This window comes from Blastopirellula marina (genome assembly GCF_002967765.1).
GTDB lineage: Bacteria > Planctomycetota > Planctomycetia > Pirellulales > Pirellulaceae > Bremerella > Bremerella marina_A.
The window spans coordinates 230,145-248,500 of record NZ_PUHY01000016.1 but is presented as its reverse complement, the minus strand read 5'-3'; the positions used below and the strand labels follow the sequence as shown (position 1 = coordinate 248,500).

Here is an 18,356-nt window from a genome sequence, read left to right as displayed (position 1 = left end):
CTTCCAGGTGAGGGTCGCGCGAGGAGAAAACTCGTGTTCACCCTGCTTAGGAAAGGAGAAAGTGATGAACGAATCATTGACAAATTCGTCGCCTCGGGGGCTGTTTCCGTGGACGCAAAGGGGAGGAGTTCCGAACCGGCAGGACGAGATGGAACAGCTGATTCAGAGATTCTGGAACGAAAATGGTGATGGCTGGAATTACTTCGCGATGGCACCCCCGGTCGATATCAAGGAAACGGCCGACATGGTTACCGTTCGAGTCGATCTTCCTGGCGTGGCGGCCAATGAAGTCGATATTCAGCTCAATGGCAATCAACTGACAATCAGCGGCGAAAAGAAGGAAGAGAAAGAGGATAAGGGAGAAACGTACCATCGTGTGGAACGACGTAGCGGCAGATTCTCGCGCACGATCACGATGCCATGTGCCGTCCAGCAAGAGCAGATCGAAGCAACGATGAAGGACGGAACATTGAATGTCGTGCTGCCCAAGTCGCCTCAAGCGATGTCGCGTCATATCGAGGTGAAGAGCAACTAGCGCGACAAGTGGCCAACCCTCGATGTCTCACGCCGCCGACCACGCAACCGTCGGCGGCGTGGTTTTTTTTAAAGGAAGCGGATAGCGTTCCTTTCATCCAATTCATTTCATCTTAAATGCGGATCGCCACCCGGTGCTGTGGGGAAGCGCTTCTGCCATGCGTTCGCTTTGCTCCTGGACTGGTTCCACGGTGTAGAAGATCTTCGGACGAAGCTTCTTCACAATCTTGAGCAAGGAAGAAAGTTGGCGGCGTTGGCAACGGACATAAATCAAATTGACCGGGCCATCATGACCTTCTCCCTCGAATGTGGTGACCCGGAAGCCTGCATGACGCAGTGCATGCACGACATCTGTATCTTCGTCGGTCAGCGAGGTAATCAGGCGCACGACGACGGCTCCCAACGCAAGTGCCCGTTCCAGGCGAATGCCAACCGCGTTACCAACAGCGAAACCAACAGCGTAGGCGACCATTAAGATTGGGTTATCGGAGACACCGACCATGACCTGCGACAGAGCGGCAATCCAGATCAGCACCTCAAAGAAACCGAGGCAGACCGAGAGAGCCATCCGCCCTTGAACGACCGAAATCGTCCGCAGTGTGCCGATCGAAACATCGACGATTCGGACTGAAAAAACTAACAAAAAGACAACCCAAATTGGGAGCTGTGCAATCCACTCCATCTGGTTAACCCTTGGCCGACTTCGCAAGAAACTGTAGGCATGCCCCTGGATCGAATCGAGAGGCACGCCGCCTACAGTCTTCGTGCTATCAGCATGGTGGAACCAGACCGTGATTCGAACGGGAATCGAACAATTATCCCGCTACGAATGATTGGCACAATATGGGGACGGAAAGCCGATGAATGCTCAGCATCCGCTACCCAATAACTACACTAGCTAATAGTTATCGACCTCGCCTCCTTGGTGGGTTAAAAGGGCCTTCAAGATGACCTCTGTGAGGTCTTTTTTCGACATATACTGGACGCTTCCATCGTACCTGGCCGCGTTGAAACCTGCGGCGTCACCAGGAAGAAACGACTCGAGAGGTGCATTCACATTCACATGGAAGTCGTCCGGCCGTGTCCAAATGACCGCGTCGCTGGCGGGGACTTCCGCCACGGCAATCGTGTTCGAGGTTCCGTCCGTGATATCTTGGAAACGCAAACGCTTTCCGGTGCTGGCCGGATAACCTTCCCCGAGCGGAAGCTGATAACGCGTCTTGCCTTGGGCAACGAGTTCCTGTCTATCCGACGGAGTCACATACTGCAGCGGAATTGTGGCTGCCAACTTCCGGTTGTGCTCGCTGTCCCACGGTTCATCCAGATGAAACTGGTTGTAAAGGGCCTGTTGTTCAAGGAACGGTAAGATATGAACCCGCCAGGAAAGCAGCGGTTTGCCATTTTCGTCGACGCTGTTGGCGGGCATTTTGCCGAATGTATCGTAATAGTTATGAAACGCGAGCAGGATTTGCTTCATATTATTGACCGAGCCGGATCGAAATGCGGACGCCCGAGCCGCCGCGATGGCTGGCATCAGAACAGCGGTTCCGCTGGCAAAGATCACCTGAGGAGAGGTTCCTGGCTTGCCGACCGTGGTTAGCGTCACTTGTTTGCCCTCCAGCTTCGGTTCCAAAGCGGCACGCAGCGTCTTGCTGACCCGTTCCACGTATTGTCGATACGCGGTCTCTTCTGCATCATTCGTTTTGGGAGGCTCAGCCATCTGGATTGCCAGCTTGACCGCGTTATCCAGCAACTTGCTTACGGTCTCCTGTAGTTCCGCAGCTTCGTCCGGGTTCTTCGCGGTCAGCTTCAAGGTAAAGCCTCCCTGCTCCATATCCAGGTTACCGATCAGTTGGGCGTGTTCTAATTGTTGAGGCAAGTCTCGCAGGCTGGAAAAAGCGTTCAGTTTCGGATCGGATAGTAGAAACTGCGCCAGGTCGCGGACGGGTTCCATAACCATGAAGGCCTGGGCTTCGACGGGTTGGCTATCACTCTCGATCAATTTGGCGAGAACGCTTGGTTGAGGCTTTTCTCTTTGAGCCAGCATCGCCTTCAGGGCCTCTGGCATCGCCAAAATGTATGTATTGTCGTCGACAGGAAACACATCGAACATCACTTGAGGCGATCCCTTCAAATACGTCTTTTGTGTCCCTGGCCATATTGCGGCGGTCAATTCACCTGCTTCACGAATCGGAACGAGCACCTTGTCGAGAGGTGTCGGCTGATTCAGCTTCACAATAACACCCACCTCTGGTCGTCCTGTTGCGCCAGGCGGCGAGGCCACAACTAGCATTGAGTCGATGTCACCAATCGGTACGCCAGCGAGTTCTTGCGACTTTACATTCAAGACTTCCCACGGGACCATTTGGAGCAGTGGGCTACCGTAGATCGCCTTGGGTTTAGCGAGGACTGCGACGGTAGCTCGCGGCGAGAGAAACTCGGTTCCCACGTTCTCTTGGGCCGTCGCTACGTTGGCGATGAGCAGTGTGCCAAGGATTAGCGTGAGTGATAGGGTACGGACAAGCATGACTTAGTTCCTGATTAGTTGGATTTGGGCTGGCGAAGCGTAATTTCAAATCGGTGGGGCAAATGGGATTGCGTCTCTTCAAGGGTCGCTTGGGAAGGATCGTTCTCATCGCGGGTATAGATGAACGGTTCGTTCGTGTAAGGATTCATAGGAATCGGTAGTCCATCGACTTGATCGAGGGTTTCTGGCAGACTGCCATGCTTGGCCGCGTGATCACGAATTGCTTCCGTGGCTCGCAGCATGTCCACCCAGCTCTGATCGCGTACCGATGCTCTTTGAACTTGGACACTGGAAGGAAGCAGTAAGCTGGCCAGCGCAATCGGGTCGCCTGAGGTTATGTTGGAGGAGAGTCGGTTGTCATCGGGGTAGAAATTGACGGCCTGGTAAAAGGGCAAGCCGAGGGGAGCAAGGAATTCGTCTCGAAGCCGCTTATAGTTATTCAGTGAATAAAGAAGGATGGCACGGCTACCCGGCATCGCATTGACCTCTTCCTGGTCAAATCCCATCTTCTCAACCAGTTCTTGCTTCACCCGTGGGACTTGGCTGAACACCGCGGTACGATACGCCAATGCTTCCCACTCTTTCACCCCTTGAGGGTCACCGATGTTGGAGGCGGACACCAATTGCCGGGTACGGGTAATGACCTCGGTCAGTTTTTGGTCCCAGTAGACCTGGTCGCCGATAGCTTGCTCCGCCTCGAGTAACTCCGGGAACATGATCAGAAACCCATCCCGTTCAACATCAACCGCATTTCCAATGTCGATTACTGGACTAGGGAAGTTGACGAGCGACCAATAAAGATTCGGTGTTGATTCTTGCGAGATTGCCTCAAGCAACTGCTCGTGCATGATCCCGGCGATGGCAATTCCGACCAAAGCATTCACGAGAAAATCGCGATTGCCCACGTGCCGCGCCATTGCATAGCCCGTTTGCAAATCTTCGAAGGCTTCGTCCAAACGACCTTGGGCAATTCGCAGACGAATTCGTAGCGACAGCAGTCGTGCCAATGTCCGCATCTCTTGAATCTCAGGCAAGAGGACGCCAAAGATATCGGTGCCATGCTCACGAGTTGGGAGTTCCCAGTCGCAGTAACTTCGTCGCGCGGCGTACGATGCTTCGCGTAACGCACCATTGTGCGTGTTGAGTAAAGTCTCGACTTCGTCGATCGGGAAACTCTCAAGCGGAGTTGAACGCCACTGGTCGACTTTTTGCCAATACTCCATCGGGTTTTCCATATTCGCCGTGTGTTGGCTGGTGAGGAGAATGGCTCGATGGTATAGCTGAGAAGCGTTGCCCGGGGTGAGTTCATAATGTGACGGCAATAGCCGATACTTCATGATCGGCGGCTGCGGCGCCTTCGGACTGATATCGAACGTGTGCGTTATCGTGTTGGGAGACGGCGAGCTGTCCGTATACAGCATTTGGGCCTGAGCGACTGGTGCTAGAATGCCCAATGCCATTACTAACGCTGGTAGCGACCAGCTAAGCCTGAGGTAATTGCGCAGGATCATCGTAAATCATCCTTGTGAGTTTGAGACGAGTGAGCGATGCAAGCGTTACGGATGGTCGTTGGCGAGATTATCCAGCGACCAATCGCGATGCATTGTTTTTAGGGAGGAATCTAATTGCGAAGGGAGGCTGCCGGCACGCGGGGGTAAGGTTGGCATCGGCAACGTACCTTTTCGTGACGAGCCGACGGACAACTGTCGCTGCATAGCGAGCGAAGCGTTCTCGGTGCCAAAGTAGCGGCCCCAGAGCGATGGTTGATTGGTCGAAGGGATGCTTGGTTCGTCTGCCACTTGCTGTGGTCGCTTGGCTTCCGCCACGGCAGGGCGATTCTGAGATGACGCGGGTTGTTCAAGATCGGTAGGAGATTCGGGAATTGGCGGCGTTTCCGTCGCTTGGTTGGCGACGGGGGTCGTTTGCCCAGCTGGCTGAGTGCTGGGAAGCCACATCCATTGACCGACGACCAGACATACCAATACTCCGCTCAGCCCGTGCCACTTCCGCATTGACCGTCTGTGGTCGTGGTTGGCAGACTGCCGGCCTGCCTCGAAGAGGACCTCGTCCCGGTCAACTTCCGTTGAGCGTGGCAGCAGTTCTGCCAGACGGGCTTCAAAGGGACCTAGGTCGGCTGGTTGGTTGAATTCGGACATGGTTCGTTCAATGCTTTTTGTAAGTTCTCGATGGCCTGCTGATAGGCTCGGTGGGCCGACGATTGCGACATGTCCAATAATTGGGCGATCTCGCGAAAGGCCAGTCCTCCCCAAATTCGCGCGACGACGATTTCGCGCTGCGATTGCGGAAGACGTTTCAGTGCCTCGGCAGCGGCGGCGCCGTCTAAACTGGCAGGCGACTCCGGCTCAAACCACAGGGATCTTGTTTCGGCGAAAACCTGTTCGCGGTCTCGACGACGCCGATCACCCCGGCTTTGCATTAACGCCTCGTTCCGAACAACACGGTATAACCAAGCGGCGCGATCTTTAGGGATCGGCTGCTGGCCGGCCAGTTTGACAAAAGCAATCTGTACCGCGTCTTCGGGATCGGAGCAAAGCTGTCGGGCATAAAGCACCAAAGGTCCGGAATACCGATCGAGCAACTGCGCAAGCTCGCGGGCGATTCCCGCAGGCCTTCCTGGTTGCTGTCTTGGTGAATCCGACAAGTTGCTGCTCCGATGAGGTTTATGAAGAAGATGCCACCCTGGAAACATTTTCCCAGATTTCTTCCAGAAAATCTCGCAAAGAGGAAATTACCTAGTGCAGTCGGGCGTCGGAAAAGGAAAGCCTGTTTGCGATTGCCTGTCTCGGTTGGTATCGTAATAGAGTCCTCCTGCCCGATGTGCCAATGCGTTAACTGCGTGTGGCCCATCAATCCTCTGCTCGCTCTATCTCCTATCCTTAGATTCAGGCCGGTATGATCCAGCGCATGCTTCGTTCAATCCTTTTGCTCGTGCTGATTTGCGGAACGTCGTCTGTCAGCAAGGGAGCGGAAGTCGACTACTCTCGAGACATCAAACCACTGTTATCGAACAGCTGCTATACCTGCCACGGCCCGGACGAACATACCCGTAAGGCTGACCTGCGGCTTGATGTCCGAAAGTCTGCGGTTCGCGCGGCGATCGCACCAGGTAAGCCCGCAGAAAGCGAGCTGCTTGCCCGAATTGCCAGCACCGATCCGGATAGGATGATGCCTCCACCCAAGTCGCATCGTCCACCGCTTACCGAGGAAGAGATCGATCTCGTGCGACAATGGATCGCCGAAGGGGCTCAGTTTAACGAGCACTGGGCGTACCAGCCTCCTTCGCGACCTGATGTCCCTGCCGACTCGCCACTACAGCCGATCGACCACTTCGTTGAAGAACAGCTCGAAGAGGTTGGGATGACGCCAGCCCCTAAGGCCGAGCCACGAACGTTGATTCGCCGGCTTTATTTCGATTTAACTGGCTTGCCACCGACACCAGAAGAAGTCGCGACGTTCGAGGCCGATGCTTCGGAAGTAGCTTACCAGCAGAACGTTGATCGCTTGTTGGCGTCGCCTCATTTCGGTGAACGGATGGCGATTCACTGGCTCGATCTGGTTCGTTATGCCGATTCGGTCGGCATCCATGGCGACCAGGAATGGAGCATGTCTCCCTATCGCGACTACGTGATCAAGTCGTTCAACGAAAACAAGCCGTTTGACGAGTTTACGAAGGAGCAGCTGGCCGGTGATCTAATACCGGATGCCACCTTGGAGCAGCAAGTCGCCTCAGGCTACAACCGCTTGAACATGATCACCGCGGAAGGTGGCGCCCAGGCGAAAGAGTACCTGGCGAAATACGCGGCCGACCGAGTTCGAACAACCAGTACCGTTTGGCTCGGTGCGACGATGGGGTGCTGCGAATGCCACGACCACAAGTTCGATCCGTTCACGACTAAAGAGTTCTACCAGTTCGCGGCCTACTTCGCTGATTTGGAAGAACGTGGCGTCTACAACGGAAGTAGCCGAACTGGTAACTGGGGCCCGGAAGTTCGGGTCCCCACCGCCGAGCAAGCGGCCCGTCAGAACGAACTTGATCAAGAGATCGCAGAATATGAGTCGGTGCTTTCGACACCAACTCTGGAACTAGCGGAAGATCAACAGCAGTGGGAAGCGACCTTGCCCGATGCGCCCACCTGGCAGGTATTGTCTCCTTTAGAAACGAAGAGTTCGCCCGAGGTAGTTTGGAAAACCTTAGAAGATGGCTCGCTGCTGGTCGGCGGTAGCAATCCGGACAAAGTAACCTACGAGCTAACCTTTGCCGGCCGAGATCAGAAAGTTACTGCGGTACGTTTGGAAGTCTTACCAGATGATTCGCTGCCGGCGAAAGGCCCCGGTCGGGCTGGCAATGGAAACTTTGTCGTCAACCGATTCTCTCTGACAATCGACAACAAAGATGTCAAGTTTTCTAGCGTCACGGCCACACATGAACAGGGTGGCTGGGCCATCGCCAACTTGTTGGGGAACGATGCTAATAAAGGTTGGGCAGTTCTCCCTGAAATCGGGAAAGCGAATGAAGCGGTCTTTGAGTTATCGGAAGATTTGACGATCACAACCGACAGCAAGCTGAAGATCACGATGCCCCAGAATCATGGTAGCGGGCATGCCATCGGAAGGTTCCGAATTGCCGTGATCGAAGCCCCTAGACCCGTCAAAGCAGGACAATCGCCAGGCGTGCCGGCAGAAATACGCCAAATCGTCGAGCTACCTGCAGAAAAACGAAGTGAAGCTCAGAAGGAGCAACTCGCCAGATATTATCGATCCATCGCTCCGCGACTAGCTCAACCTCGCCAGCAATTGGCCTCGCGGCAGAAGGAGCGAGAGAACCTCGTCAACTCGATGACGACTTCCCTGGTTTCCCACTCGGTCGAGCCACGAACGATGCGAGTCTTGCCGCGCGGTAATTGGCTAGACGAGAGTGGCGAAGTGGTCGATCCGCATGTCCCTGGATTCTTCGGCTACGAGCCTGAGGTCGAAGGGCGGCAATCACGTGTCGATCTTGCCAATTGGCTGATCGATCCTCGCAACCCACTCACGGCTCGCGTTTTTGTCAATCGATTATGGCAATTGACCTTCGGCAAAGGATTGGTATCGACATCAGACGATTTCGGATCGCAAGGGGCGCTTCCCTCGCACCGCAAGCTACTCGACTGGCTAGCTGTGGAGTTCGTGGAAAGTGGTTGGGATGTCAAGCACATCATGAGGCTGATCGTGTCGTCAGACGCCTATCAGCGTTCCTCTGTTCGCACGTTGCAGCAGCGCGAGAGCGACCCGCAAAACCAGTGGTTAGCCGCCCAATCCCATTTTCGTCTATCCGCGGAAATGATTCGGGACAATGCCTTATCCGCCAGCGGACTCCTGGTCGATAAGCTCGGCGGTGAGAGTGCCCGCCCCTATCAGCCGGCCGGCTATTGGTCGCATCTTAATTTCCCTCGTCGTGAGTATCAGGCCGATCAAGGAGAAGGGCTGTATCGCCGCGGTTTGTATACGCACTGGCAGCGAACCTATCTACACCCGAGCTTGGGGGCGTTCGACGCGCCAACACGCGAAGAATGCACAGCCCGCCGCACCGTCTCCAATACACCTCTGCAAGCCCTCGTCCTGATGAACGACCCGACGTACGTCGAGGCGGCAAGAGCGTTGGCAGTTCGCACATTGACCGAAGGAGGAAAAACGTGGGAACAACAAGTCAATTTTGCCACACAGGCGGTTTTGCAACGAACGGCAACTGCAGAGGAACAGAACATCTTGCGCAGTCTCTACGAGAAGCACCAGCAACAGTATTCAAGCGAGGCCAGCGCAAGTGCCGCACTGGCAGGCGTGGGAGCTTATAAGGTTCCTGATGGCGTCGATGCGGTTGAGCTGGCCGCGTGGACTTCGGTCTGCCGAACGCTGTTGAACCTGCACGAAACGATCAATCGATACTAATCCTCGAACCGACATTCGAGATCAGAGGCGAACAATATGTTTAACAATTCGCAGGCCGCTTTACAGCAGACGCGTCGCACGTTCCTCGGGCAAGGACTCGCGGGGCTTGGTTCGGCTGCGCTCGCTTCGATGTTCGCGGCGAGTCAGGCACATGCCGCGAAAAACTCCGCGAGTTCTGCCGCGGCGGAAACAACGGTGGTGCGACCTCCTCACTTCGCGCCGAAGGCCAAACGGGTCATTGTGCTGTGCCAAGCAGGTGGTCCTTCGCATCTCGAAACCTTCGACGAAAAACCACAACTGAAACAACTGGACGGGCAGGCGATGCCTGAATCGTTCACCAAGGGACAACCGATCGCACAGTTGCAAGGACAGCAATTGAAGTGCTATGCGCCGCGGTTCGAATTCAATCGCTATGGCGACTCAGGGCAATCGATCGTGTCGCTGTTTCCAAAAATGGGGGAAATCGCGGACGATTTGTGCATCATCAACTCGATGGTCACCGAGCAAATCAATCATGATCCGGCGCACACGTTCATGAACACCGGTACGTCCATTTCGGGACGCCCCTCAATGGGGTCTTGGGTGCAGTACGGACTTGGCTGCGAGGCCGATAATCTGCCGGGATTTGTGGTGCTTACTTCCATTGGAAAAGGTGGCCAGGCCCAGCCGATTGCTGCCCGGCAGTGGCATAGCGGTTTTCTCCCAAGCCGCTATCAAGGTGTTGAGTTCCGTTCGACGGGCGATCCTGTCTTATACGTGAACAGCCCGCCCGGGGTAACTAAGGCCCGGCAACGAGATGTTTACGATGCCGTCAATCAAATGAATCAGCTTCGTAGCGGTGTGCTCGCTGATCCTGAAATAGCAACGCGGATTGCCCAGTACGAACTAGCTTTCAAGATGCAATCGAGCGTCCCGGGGTTGATGGACGTATCGGACGAACCGCAGCACGTGCTCGACATGTACGGTACACAAGGTGGAGACGGTACGTTCGCGGCCAACTGTTTGCTGGCGCGCCGCTTGGCGGAGCGGGGTGTCCGGTTCATACAGCTTTATCATCGCGGTTGGGACCATCATGGTGGCATCGATCGAGGGATGAAGATTTGTGCATCCGAGGTCGATCAGGCATCGGCTGCCTTGGTGAAAGATCTTAAGAACCGAGGCATGTTGGAGGATACGCTGGTTGTTTGGGGCGGCGAATTTGGTCGCACGCCGATGGCCCAAGGAAGTGGTCGTGATCACCACATTAAAGGCTTTTCCATCTGGATGGCCGGTGGCGGCATTAAGGGGGGCATCGCCCACGGAAAAACGGACGAACTAGGCTACAACTCGGTCGAGGATGTCGTTCATGTCCATGATTTCCACGCCACGATGCTCCACCTCTTGGGCCTAGATCACGAGCGGCTGACGTTCCGGGCTCAGGGACGCGACTTTCGCTTGACCGATGTCAGTGGCAACGTCGTCCACAATATCATTGCCTAGGGCAGACCAAACGACGCAAATTAGGCTAGTTCCGGTACTAGCTGCAAAATATCTCATTCGGGCGGCGCTGCATCTCATCGCCACCCCAGCCGTGCTTGCGGTATGATCGGCGGTTTACGGATCGTCCTCTGGTCTCGTAAAATGAACGCATCTCTCAAAATTTCCAAGTCGTTGCCCCACGACTGCACCCCTTTGCCAGAAATAGAACGATGAAAGCACTGCTGCTAAGCAAGTACAAAGAACTGAGCGTCACCGATTTCGACAAGCCTGAGATCGGCCCTAACGATGTTCTAGTCCAAGTTCGGGCCTGCGGGATTTGCGGTAGCGATATCCATGGCTATGACGGCAGCACAGGACGCCGCATTCCGCCGCTCGTCATGGGGCACGAAGCCGCTGGTGTGGTTTCGGAGGTGGGCAGTAACGTGAAGGATCTGCAAGCAGGCGATCATGTTACGTTTGACTCAACCGTTTCCTGTGGCGAGTGCTTCTATTGCCGCAAAGGTAAGATCAACCTGTGCGATAATCGCATGGTATTGGGGGTTTCGTGTGGCGAATATCGCCGGCACGGAGCGTTCGCTGAATATGTCTCGGTGCCACAGCATATATGCTACAAGCTGCCAAAGGATCTGCCCTTCGAGCGTGCGGCCATGATCGAAGCGGTCTCGGTTGCGGTTCACGCCGCAAACCGAACACCCGTCGAACTGGGCGATACGGCTGTGGTTGTGGGAAGTGGCATGATTGGTTTGCTGGCGATCCAAGCGATTAAGCTGGCCGGTTGTGCCCACGTGATTGCGGTCGACCTGGACGCAGGCCGATTGGAGAAAGCGAAAGCCTTGGGGGCTGACTACACGCTGAAAGCGGACGAAGTCGACGTGCCAGCTGAAGTCAAAAAGCTGACTGGTGGCCGAGGGGCTGACGTCGCGCTGGAAGTGGTTGGAGCGACCGCGACCATCAAGACGGCGATCGAAAGTGTTCGCAAGGGTGGTTCGATCACTTTGGTGGGCAACCTGGCCCCCAACGTCGAGATGCCGCTGCAAGCCATCGTCACTCGCGAACTGTCAGTCTACGGTACCTGCGCGTCGAGTGGTGAATATCCAGCTTGTATCGACCTGTTGGCCAGCGAATCGATAAAGGTCGACGACATGATCACCGCAACCGCGTCGTTGGAAGAAGGCGTTGAATGGTTCGCCCGCTTATACGGCGGCGAACCAGGTGCGATGAAAGTGATCATCGACCCTACCCGTTAAGCGCGGAACAAATATCCAGAGGCAATCTGCGGATTGCTTCCGGATGTTCCATTCACGAGACTCGCGCGACTCAATCTGGAGTCGTGCGAAATGGCTGATGCCAATCGCTCCAGGCTGTCCACTTGCCGGAGTTCTCTAGCTGGCGTGCGCGACAGAAATAGATCTCATCTGCCCCCAATTCTTTCTTTCCGACGAGCTTGCCGACGAATTGTCCCGTGTCACTGCTGACGATCATTCGTTCTGGATTGTCTGTGGCAGATGATTGCCACACGACGTTGTCTCCTGACTCGTCTGAGGCTAACTCGACCTGCCAAGTTTTTGAGGCATTAACATCTTGTGCGCGAATCAGTTCGGGATTTCGCGGACAAACGACCGGTCCGATCGGCTGGGTGGAAACCACGAAGTTATCGATCCAACGTGCTTGGTCGACCGGCGAACCTTCGTTCCAGTAAGCCTCCAGAAAAACGGCATTAATGCCGCGCTCGGTAAACGTGCCTCGCCAGTCGAGGTTGTGCCGTTCGGCCTCGAGCCGCCCGTCGATCCAAAGTTGGTTCTCGCCGTCTTTCTGGCCAGGGGTGTTCAATTTGACTCGGGCCTCGACAGATACCCAGCGGCCTAGGCCATCGCTGCCATGGAGCTTGAAATTGGAAGCGGGCCGATTGCCTAGCCATTTGAGATTGGGAAAGTCGTTGTAACGCTGGGTGACAACTTCGCCATTTCGTACTCCGGTCGCTGGGTCGAGGGTTAATGCTTCCCCTTGACTCCAGACGTGCGAGATCATTGCTTGCCGCCAGCCCGGCGGGACGAGACTAGTGGCCCGCGATAGCTTGGCGGGACCGCCACCCTGCCAATCGGCCGGATGCTTCACGTAAATCCGCCAGTAGATCTCGTCGAACGATTCATTCCCCCGAACAACTTTCCCTCGGCTAGTCGGGGAATCGCCAAAGAAAATTTTACGGCCACCGACGCCGCGACTACCCTTCGGGTAGCCCATTTCCAGCGACCGACCAGCAGCACCGAAGTGTTCGGTTTCAGTCAGTTTGCCCGATTGTTCCCCGTATTGTTTCTGATTCGATGGGTCGTCGAAGTTGTCGTACCAGATGACCGCTGAATCGGTGGTATGCGGCTGCACGTCCGCCATCACTACGCTTTCGATTCGTGGTGCCGGGTCAGGCGAAGCCGCTTGGACTTGCAAAACACTAGCGCCGACGAGAAACAGTACGAAGAACGCCCTCATGAACATACCCTCTTACTATTTGGGATCGAGTAGTTGCTGCAGGCCAGACATCAAAACCTGTTCGACTCGGCTGGAAACACGTGACGCGATCTGACTTGTTTCGTAACCACCTTGGGAGTACGCGATTTCTGTCCCGATGTAGCCGGGAGCGTAGTCTCCGTAGGCCGCCATAGCGACAAACAAATCGGGGCGCATCTTTTGAGCTGCCAACTGGTATTCGACGAACAACTCGCCCGGCATGTGAATGATGCGGGCCTTGCCGAGCCTCAAGCAGGAAAGAGCAATCGTGCCGCCCGCTTCGCACCGACGCAGCCAAACCAATTCACGGGCAGCTTGCCAGCGTGCTTGTTCGGTTGACTTATCGTCCTTCAAGATCGAAAGCAGACTGTCCTTGTCAAGATGCGGAGCAGGGGGCAGCTTCACGTCGACGGCGGTCATTTCCAGGTCGTCGCTGTCGATGGGGAATTTCTCCGTTGCCTTGAAGGCCAGAGTCATGCCGCTGGCCACGCGATCGGCCAGCACCTGGCGATTTTCATGGGCACCATCGTTCCACTTGCCAGCACCAATGTTGCCACCCGCTCCATTGAAATGAACATGAAACACACCCGTCTTCTCTTGGCGACTATTGCGTGCCATACCGGGAAAGTCGGGGTTGGCCATGCCGGTACGGTAATAGCTTTGCGGATGGGTCGCATAGTACGTCATCACGGCGAGCGTTTTGTCTTCGTCATAGAAGCTGATCGATTTACACATCGGGTCGATGGTGCCGGTCGGCTGGGCTCGAATCACAGGATCTTTGGTGGCGGTATACCGGGTATACTTCACCTTCCCATCTTCTCCTAAGATGCGGCGATTCGAGGCAACCTTTTCGATCACTCCTTCGCCCAGCCCGATGTGGGTTACGGTTTGCCACGATGTGGTCGATTCTTTGGCTGCTTCGGCTGTTCGAGCGACCAGCTCTTTGACGAATTCCCGATCGAACCGCATCTCGGCTGGTAGATTGAATTCTTCCAAAACTTTGTGCGTGGTCTCGTCTGCTTCAGGCGCATCGTGCTGATGCAACGTATGCAGCATCACCAATTCTGGCTTGGTCCCAACAGCCTTGGCGATGGCTTCCTTGAACTTGTCCTGGGAACCGTTGGCCACGCCAATCCAATCAAGCGCACAAAGCACAACGGTTTGATTTCCTTTGAGAACCACGCCTTTCAAAGTCAGAGGTTCTTGAATGCCTTTCGTCGGATCATAAGCCAAAGGGCTGCCGATTGGAGGGGAGGCATCGACTTCGAATGTGGTCAGCTTGAGTGGCTCGGCCTGTAAGGAGGATATCGAAAACAGAGAAACGATAACGACCGCCAGGGCCATCAGACAACGGAAGCGATTTACAAGATTCATCGTGATTCCCAGGTAGGTAGGAGTTAGCAAGGGAAGGTAGGTTAGTTGCGATCCTGCATCAGGTACGAGAGCAAGTCGGCCATGGCCTGTTGATCGATAGTCTTCTCAAGACCTTCTGGCATCAGAGAAACGCCCGTACTACGCATTTGATCGACGTCGATTCGCAGGACGGTTTCCGTTTTGTTATCACCCTTAATGAAAGTGATGCTGTTGGAAGTCTCGCTGGCGATCATGCCGGAAACAACGCGGCCGTCCGCCGTCTGGCAGATGTAATTCATGAACTGAGGGTTCACTTCCGCGTTAGGGTTGAGCACATTCGTCAAAATCGCGTCGGGACCTCGATTTTTCATCGCGGCCAGATTGGGACCGATTGCGTGCCCCATGCCGTCTAATTGATGGCACGATGCACAGTTCTTCTCGAACACGACCTTTCCCTTAGTTGCATCTCCCGTGAGTGCGAGCGACTTCTGGTAGTCCTTGACCAGGGCGTCACGCTCGGTATTAGTCGACTTCTGAAAGAGATCAGCGAACTTCTTCGCTTGATCTTCGGTCATTAGCGAAGCGAGCTGAGCGGTTTGGTTGGCACTGAGATCAGCCGTGGGAATCGATTTGTCATGGATTGCTTCAAGCAGCTTGGTGCGCCAGGCATCCCGTGAGGCCAAGCTATCGAGGGCCGTGGGACGAAGCTGTGGACTCATCTCTGGCCATTTCGCAATCAAAAGTTCGGCCACTTTCGGAGCGTCGAAACTGCCGAGAACGACGATCGCCTGGCTTTGAACTTCAAGCGGCGAAGAAGGAGCTAAAAGGTCCTCGAACAATGAGCGATCGAAATTGCCGTAACGCAACGCGTTTACCGCTTCCACTTTAGCTCTTAAGCTTGACTCGTCCTTCTTGAGTACAGCTTGAGCATTGCTGACGATTCTATCGAATACTTTCGTCGATTTGCCTTCGGTCGCTTTTGCCAATTGTTGGGCCACCAAGTCTCCCGATGGTAGGTTCAACGATCGAACAATCTTTTCAAACATCGCTGGATCAGAATCCGCAAGTGCCGGCAGCATTCCCAAAAGCACGGCGATATCCGCCTTGTTTTGCTGCTTGCCAATTTGCGTGGCCAATGCAGTGATCAGCGGCTGGACTTTCACCGACTTCGCTTCCGGCGAATTAACCAGCGCGGCGAGCAGTCGGCCAGCACCCTCGCCTACGGAACTTTGGATTGCAGCTTGGAAATAGGGGTCGTTGCCGTCGGTCGCCGTCAACTTGGCCAAAGTCGCCGTACGATGCTCTGCGGGCAGGTAACCAGCCGTGAAAGCTAACTGGAAACGAACCTTGGGACTTTCGTCTTTCGCTAAAGAAATCACTTTTTCACGCAACTCGGGAGATCGTGCCAAAAGCGGTTCCGAAAGGGCTGTGGCATGCCGACGCACATGGGGGGTCACGTCGGCCAATGCGGGAAGTAAATGTTGTGCTTTCAGTTGTTTGAGACCAGCTAGTGCATGGAGCGCGGCAATCGTTCCTTGCGGCGATTGGGTCTGCGTGAGAAACGCTTCCAATTCCGGAACAGCGGCCTGGTCTTGGCGTTCGTAAATCAAGCGTGCTGCCGTTTCTCGTTGCCAGGCGTTAGGATGATCGAGCATTGCCACCAGGTTCTTGGTCTGAAACCCAGAGAGCTTGGGAAGAGGTGTCCGCTCGAACTCGTCAGCAACGATGCGGTAGATTCGTCCCCGATCGCGGCCGCTCGTCAGATCGAGATGCTTCTTGATCATCTCAGGCAGCGACTTGGGATGCTCGATGACCTCGCGATACATATCGGCAACGTACAGCGAACCGTCTGGGGCATTGGCATATTGAACCGGGCGAAACCAAATATCACTGGATGAGAGAAATTCGCTTTTCTCGTCAACACGCACACCACGGTAGAGAATGCCGTCGTCTACCAGTTTCTTGCGGTGAACCAAGTTGCTGCCAACGTCACCGATAATTGCGTAACCATCGTACTTCTTAGGCCAAGCGTCGCCGCGGAAAATGGTAACGCCTGTGGCTCCTGTGAAGTATCCGGCCGGGCGTCCGCCCCCTTCGACAATGCCAGGAACAATTTTTGCGGCGCGAAGCTTGGTGCGAATGACTCGCCAAGCTTCGACAGGGCTAGTGCGGTAGACCTCGGCTTGAGGACCGTCTTCTGCGATGCTACGACGCGGGCTGGGGGCCGACACGTAAGGATTTCGGGCCAGGTAAGCGTCTTCGTAAATGACTTGTTGCAGGTGATCGCTATTGCTGCAAGTAAACTTCTCGCCCCAGTCGTTGAAGCTCATCCCATGTTGTCCGCCTCCGCTAATCGGTTGCAGGTCCATTGTGAGCGGATCGATCGAGAAGTCACGGCCACGCAAGGAAAGGGGATCGCCGGTCGGTTCCCCCTCGACAACCTTCTGAACATTGGCTCCGCTGGAACTAGTCACACCGTGAATGCGATTATCGAGGCCCCACTTAAAGGTGTTCATTAAGCCTTGGACGTTTGACTTGCCGAAGCCAGTGAACACCACGCGCTTCTCATCGGCCTGACCGTCACCGTCGGTATCTTGCAGAAAGAAGATATCAGGCGCGGCCCCGACTAATACGCCGCCACGCGTGCAGGTGATCGCAGTCGGCCATGAGAAACCTTCGGCAAAGACGGTGCTCTTTTCGTAAATGCCGTCGTTGTCAGCGTCTTCCAGTAAACGAACGCGACCCAAGGAAAGTCCGTCGTCTTCGGAATAACCTCGCATCTCGATGATAAACATCCGCCCGTCCGCATCAAACGCCATTGCGACGGGATCCACGACGTTTGGTTCCGAGGCAGCCATTTCCATTCGAAAACCGGGCGCGAGCTTGAAGGTTTCCAATGCTTTGGTCGCCGAGACACCAGGAACGGGCTTCAATTGCTCGGCATAGTCATGCTCTTCGGCGGTTGCGTGGGCAGCCACCAAGGTAGATCCGAGTAAACAAACAAGTGATAACAGATGGAAACGAAACGCAATCACGAACGACACTCCATGCGCACAGGCGAGATCTATGAGGGAGGGAGAATAAGGGGAGGCGATGGCCTAAGGTTTAGCGTTCGCTTTTTGCAGTTCTCGATAGGCTTTAGCGTAGCGACGACCTAGTTCTCGGTACGACTCGGCATCGAAATGAACGTTGTCGCCTTTGTGTTTCAATCCATCGGAAGAGACGAATGCCGTATTAGGCACATCCTTCGGGAGGTCTTGGTGGACTTGATCGACCTTCTTCTTCGCATCGTTCCAAGGTCGTTCTTGGAACTGCCCCATTTGCCCCGCGATGAAGGGGACTTCTGGAGCGTCTAATTCCTTGCGAAAACGAGCAATTAGCTCATGCAGTTTTTCTTCGTATAACTCCGACTTTTCCGGGGAAGAATCTGATTCCCCTTGGTGCCACAGGATGCCTTTCAATTCACCGGCGGGAAGTGCTGCCGCAGCGCGCTTCATGGTGTCGTCGTAAGGATGCGTCTTAGTAGCTTTATCGAAAGCTCCTGGTTCCCAGCTTGCGATGGGTGAGCCTCCTACGGCACATGGAATCAGGCCGATGGTGATTTCTGGATTGTCTTTGGCGATTTCCAGTCCGAATGTGCGTCCTAAGCCGACGCCCGCGATCTTGGGCTTATCAAAGTGAAGCGGATCGACGGCGGGAACCCATTGGCCTTCTTGATCGAACATTAGCACATGCGGGTTCTTGGTTTGGTCTTCCGGTGTCACCTTCCCGCGGCCAGCCATGTTCGATTGGCCGACTAAAAGGTAGAGATGGAATTTCTCTTTAGGGGGGAGGGAAGGGGAGGAAGAATTCTCACGATCGGTCTGACCAAACGTCAGACTAACGCAAGCCATCCACACGGTCAGACAGCCCATTACAGTGGGGAATTTCATGCAGGCAGATCTCGCTGGGAAAGGAGGGCGAAAACGAGGTTGTCTGCATTATAAAGAGATTGCGGCAGCTTTTAACTACTATT

13 protein-coding genes are annotated in these 18,356 nt (G+C 55.0%); 4 read left to right on the top strand and 9 right to left on the bottom strand.

Translation table 11 applies throughout. The features are described from left to right. The first annotated feature begins 64 nt into the window (after positions 1 to 64). Complete coding sequence (locus C5Y83_RS28695) at positions 65 to 535, top strand: Hsp20/alpha crystallin family protein (RefSeq protein WP_105333252.1); 471 nt, start codon at positions 65 to 67, stop codon at positions 533 to 535. Positions 536 to 637: 102 nt separating this feature from the next. Here C5Y83_RS28695 and C5Y83_RS28690 read toward each other — a convergent pair whose 3' ends face one another. The 5 genes from C5Y83_RS28690 to C5Y83_RS28670 form a co-directional block, all read right to left on the bottom strand. Next, positions 638 to 1,216 (bottom strand): DUF2179 domain-containing protein, encoded by a 579-nt coding sequence (locus tag C5Y83_RS28690; RefSeq protein WP_105333251.1) that lies wholly within the window; start codon positions 1,214 to 1,216, stop codon positions 638 to 640. A gap of 216 nt (positions 1,217 to 1,432) precedes the next feature. Beyond that, on the bottom strand, positions 1,433 to 3,061 hold the full coding sequence (locus tag C5Y83_RS28685; RefSeq protein WP_105333250.1) for a DUF1559 domain-containing protein: 1,629 nt from the start codon (positions 3,059 to 3,061) through the stop codon (positions 1,433 to 1,435). A 14-nt stretch (positions 3,062 to 3,075) separates the two neighbouring features. Further along, complete coding sequence (locus tag C5Y83_RS28680) at positions 3,076 to 4,572, bottom strand: hypothetical protein (protein WP_146117964.1); 1,497 nt, start codon at positions 4,570 to 4,572, stop codon at positions 3,076 to 3,078. Between the two features lie 45 nt (positions 4,573 to 4,617). Beyond that, the gene (locus C5Y83_RS28675; protein ID WP_105333248.1) at positions 4,618 to 5,217 is read right to left on the bottom strand and encodes a hypothetical protein; all 600 of its coding nucleotides are present in this window, start codon (positions 5,215 to 5,217) and stop codon (positions 4,618 to 4,620) included. Then, a complete protein-coding gene (locus C5Y83_RS28670; RefSeq protein WP_158262581.1) occupies positions 5,187 to 5,723 on the bottom strand; it encodes an RNA polymerase sigma factor in 537 nt (178 codons plus the stop codon). The genes C5Y83_RS28675 and C5Y83_RS28670 overlap by 31 nt, the downstream gene beginning before the upstream one ends. Positions 5,724 to 5,986: 263 nt before the next feature. Between C5Y83_RS28670 and C5Y83_RS28665 the strand changes: the two genes are divergently transcribed. From C5Y83_RS28665 to C5Y83_RS28655, 3 genes are all read left to right on the top strand, one after another. Next, positions 5,987 to 9,007 (top strand): PSD1 and planctomycete cytochrome C domain-containing protein, encoded by a 3,021-nt coding sequence (locus C5Y83_RS28665; RefSeq protein ID WP_158262580.1) that lies wholly within the window; start codon positions 5,987 to 5,989, stop codon positions 9,005 to 9,007. A 36-nt stretch (positions 9,008 to 9,043) separates the two neighbouring features. After that, the gene (locus C5Y83_RS28660; RefSeq protein ID WP_105333245.1) at positions 9,044 to 10,486 is read left to right on the top strand and encodes a DUF1501 domain-containing protein; all 1,443 of its coding nucleotides are present in this window, start codon (positions 9,044 to 9,046) and stop codon (positions 10,484 to 10,486) included. A 209-nt stretch (positions 10,487 to 10,695) separates the two neighbouring features. Continuing rightward, positions 10,696 to 11,733 (top strand): galactitol-1-phosphate 5-dehydrogenase, encoded by a 1,038-nt coding sequence (locus C5Y83_RS28655; RefSeq protein ID WP_105333244.1) that lies wholly within the window; start codon positions 10,696 to 10,698, stop codon positions 11,731 to 11,733. Positions 11,734 to 11,803: 70 nt separating this feature from the next. Here the strand turns inward: C5Y83_RS28655 and C5Y83_RS28650 are convergent, their stop codons facing one another. The 4 genes from C5Y83_RS28650 to C5Y83_RS28635 form a co-directional block, all read right to left on the bottom strand. Then, the gene (locus C5Y83_RS28650; protein WP_105333243.1) at positions 11,804 to 12,970 is read right to left on the bottom strand and encodes a hypothetical protein; all 1,167 of its coding nucleotides are present in this window, start codon (positions 12,968 to 12,970) and stop codon (positions 11,804 to 11,806) included. A gap of 15 nt (positions 12,971 to 12,985) precedes the next feature. Then, positions 12,986 to 14,362: a hypothetical protein gene (locus C5Y83_RS28645; protein WP_105333242.1), complete on the bottom strand. Its 1,377-nt coding sequence runs from the start codon at positions 14,360 to 14,362 to the stop codon at positions 12,986 to 12,988. Between the two features lie 41 nt (positions 14,363 to 14,403). After that, positions 14,404 to 17,376, bottom strand: coding sequence for a PVC-type heme-binding CxxCH protein (locus C5Y83_RS28640; protein ID WP_105333241.1), 2,973 nt, complete (start codon positions 17,374 to 17,376; stop codon positions 14,404 to 14,406). A gap of 63 nt (positions 17,377 to 17,439) precedes the next feature. Further along, a complete protein-coding gene (locus tag C5Y83_RS28635; RefSeq protein WP_233207395.1) occupies positions 17,440 to 18,273 on the bottom strand; it encodes a sialate O-acetylesterase in 834 nt (277 codons plus the stop codon). Between the last annotated feature and the right edge of the window lie 83 nt (positions 18,274 to 18,356).

What these genes read in the sequence shown, in the direction of transcription:
- C5Y83_RS28695 (WP_105333252.1), top strand. Translation starts at nt 65, where the DNA reads ATGAACGAATCATTGACAAATTCGTCGCCTCGGGGGCTGTTTCCGTGG.
- C5Y83_RS28690 (WP_105333251.1), bottom strand. Translation starts at nt 1,216, where the DNA reads ATGGAGTGGATTGCACAGCTCCCAATTTGGGTTGTCTTTTTGTTAGTT.
- C5Y83_RS28685 (WP_105333250.1), bottom strand. Translation starts at nt 3,061, where the DNA reads ATGCTTGTCCGTACCCTATCACTCACGCTAATCCTTGGCACACTGCTC.
- C5Y83_RS28680 (WP_146117964.1), bottom strand. Translation starts at nt 4,572, where the DNA reads ATGATCCTGCGCAATTACCTCAGGCTTAGCTGGTCGCTACCAGCGTTA.
- C5Y83_RS28675 (WP_105333248.1), bottom strand. Translation starts at nt 5,217, where the DNA reads ATGTCCGAATTCAACCAACCAGCCGACCTAGGTCCCTTTGAAGCCCGT.
- C5Y83_RS28665 (WP_158262580.1), top strand. Translation starts at nt 5,987, where the DNA reads ATGCTTCGTTCAATCCTTTTGCTCGTGCTGATTTGCGGAACGTCGTCT.
- C5Y83_RS28660 (WP_105333245.1), top strand. Translation starts at nt 9,044, where the DNA reads ATGTTTAACAATTCGCAGGCCGCTTTACAGCAGACGCGTCGCACGTTC.
- C5Y83_RS28655 (WP_105333244.1), top strand. Translation starts at nt 10,696, where the DNA reads ATGAAAGCACTGCTGCTAAGCAAGTACAAAGAACTGAGCGTCACCGAT.
- C5Y83_RS28650 (WP_105333243.1), bottom strand. Translation starts at nt 12,970, where the DNA reads ATGAGGGCGTTCTTCGTACTGTTTCTCGTCGGCGCTAGTGTTTTGCAA.
- C5Y83_RS28645 (WP_105333242.1), bottom strand. Translation starts at nt 14,362, where the DNA reads ATGAATCTTGTAAATCGCTTCCGTTGTCTGATGGCCCTGGCGGTCGTT.
- C5Y83_RS28635 (WP_233207395.1), bottom strand. Translation starts at nt 18,273, where the DNA reads ATGAAATTCCCCACTGTAATGGGCTGTCTGACCGTGTGGATGGCTTGC.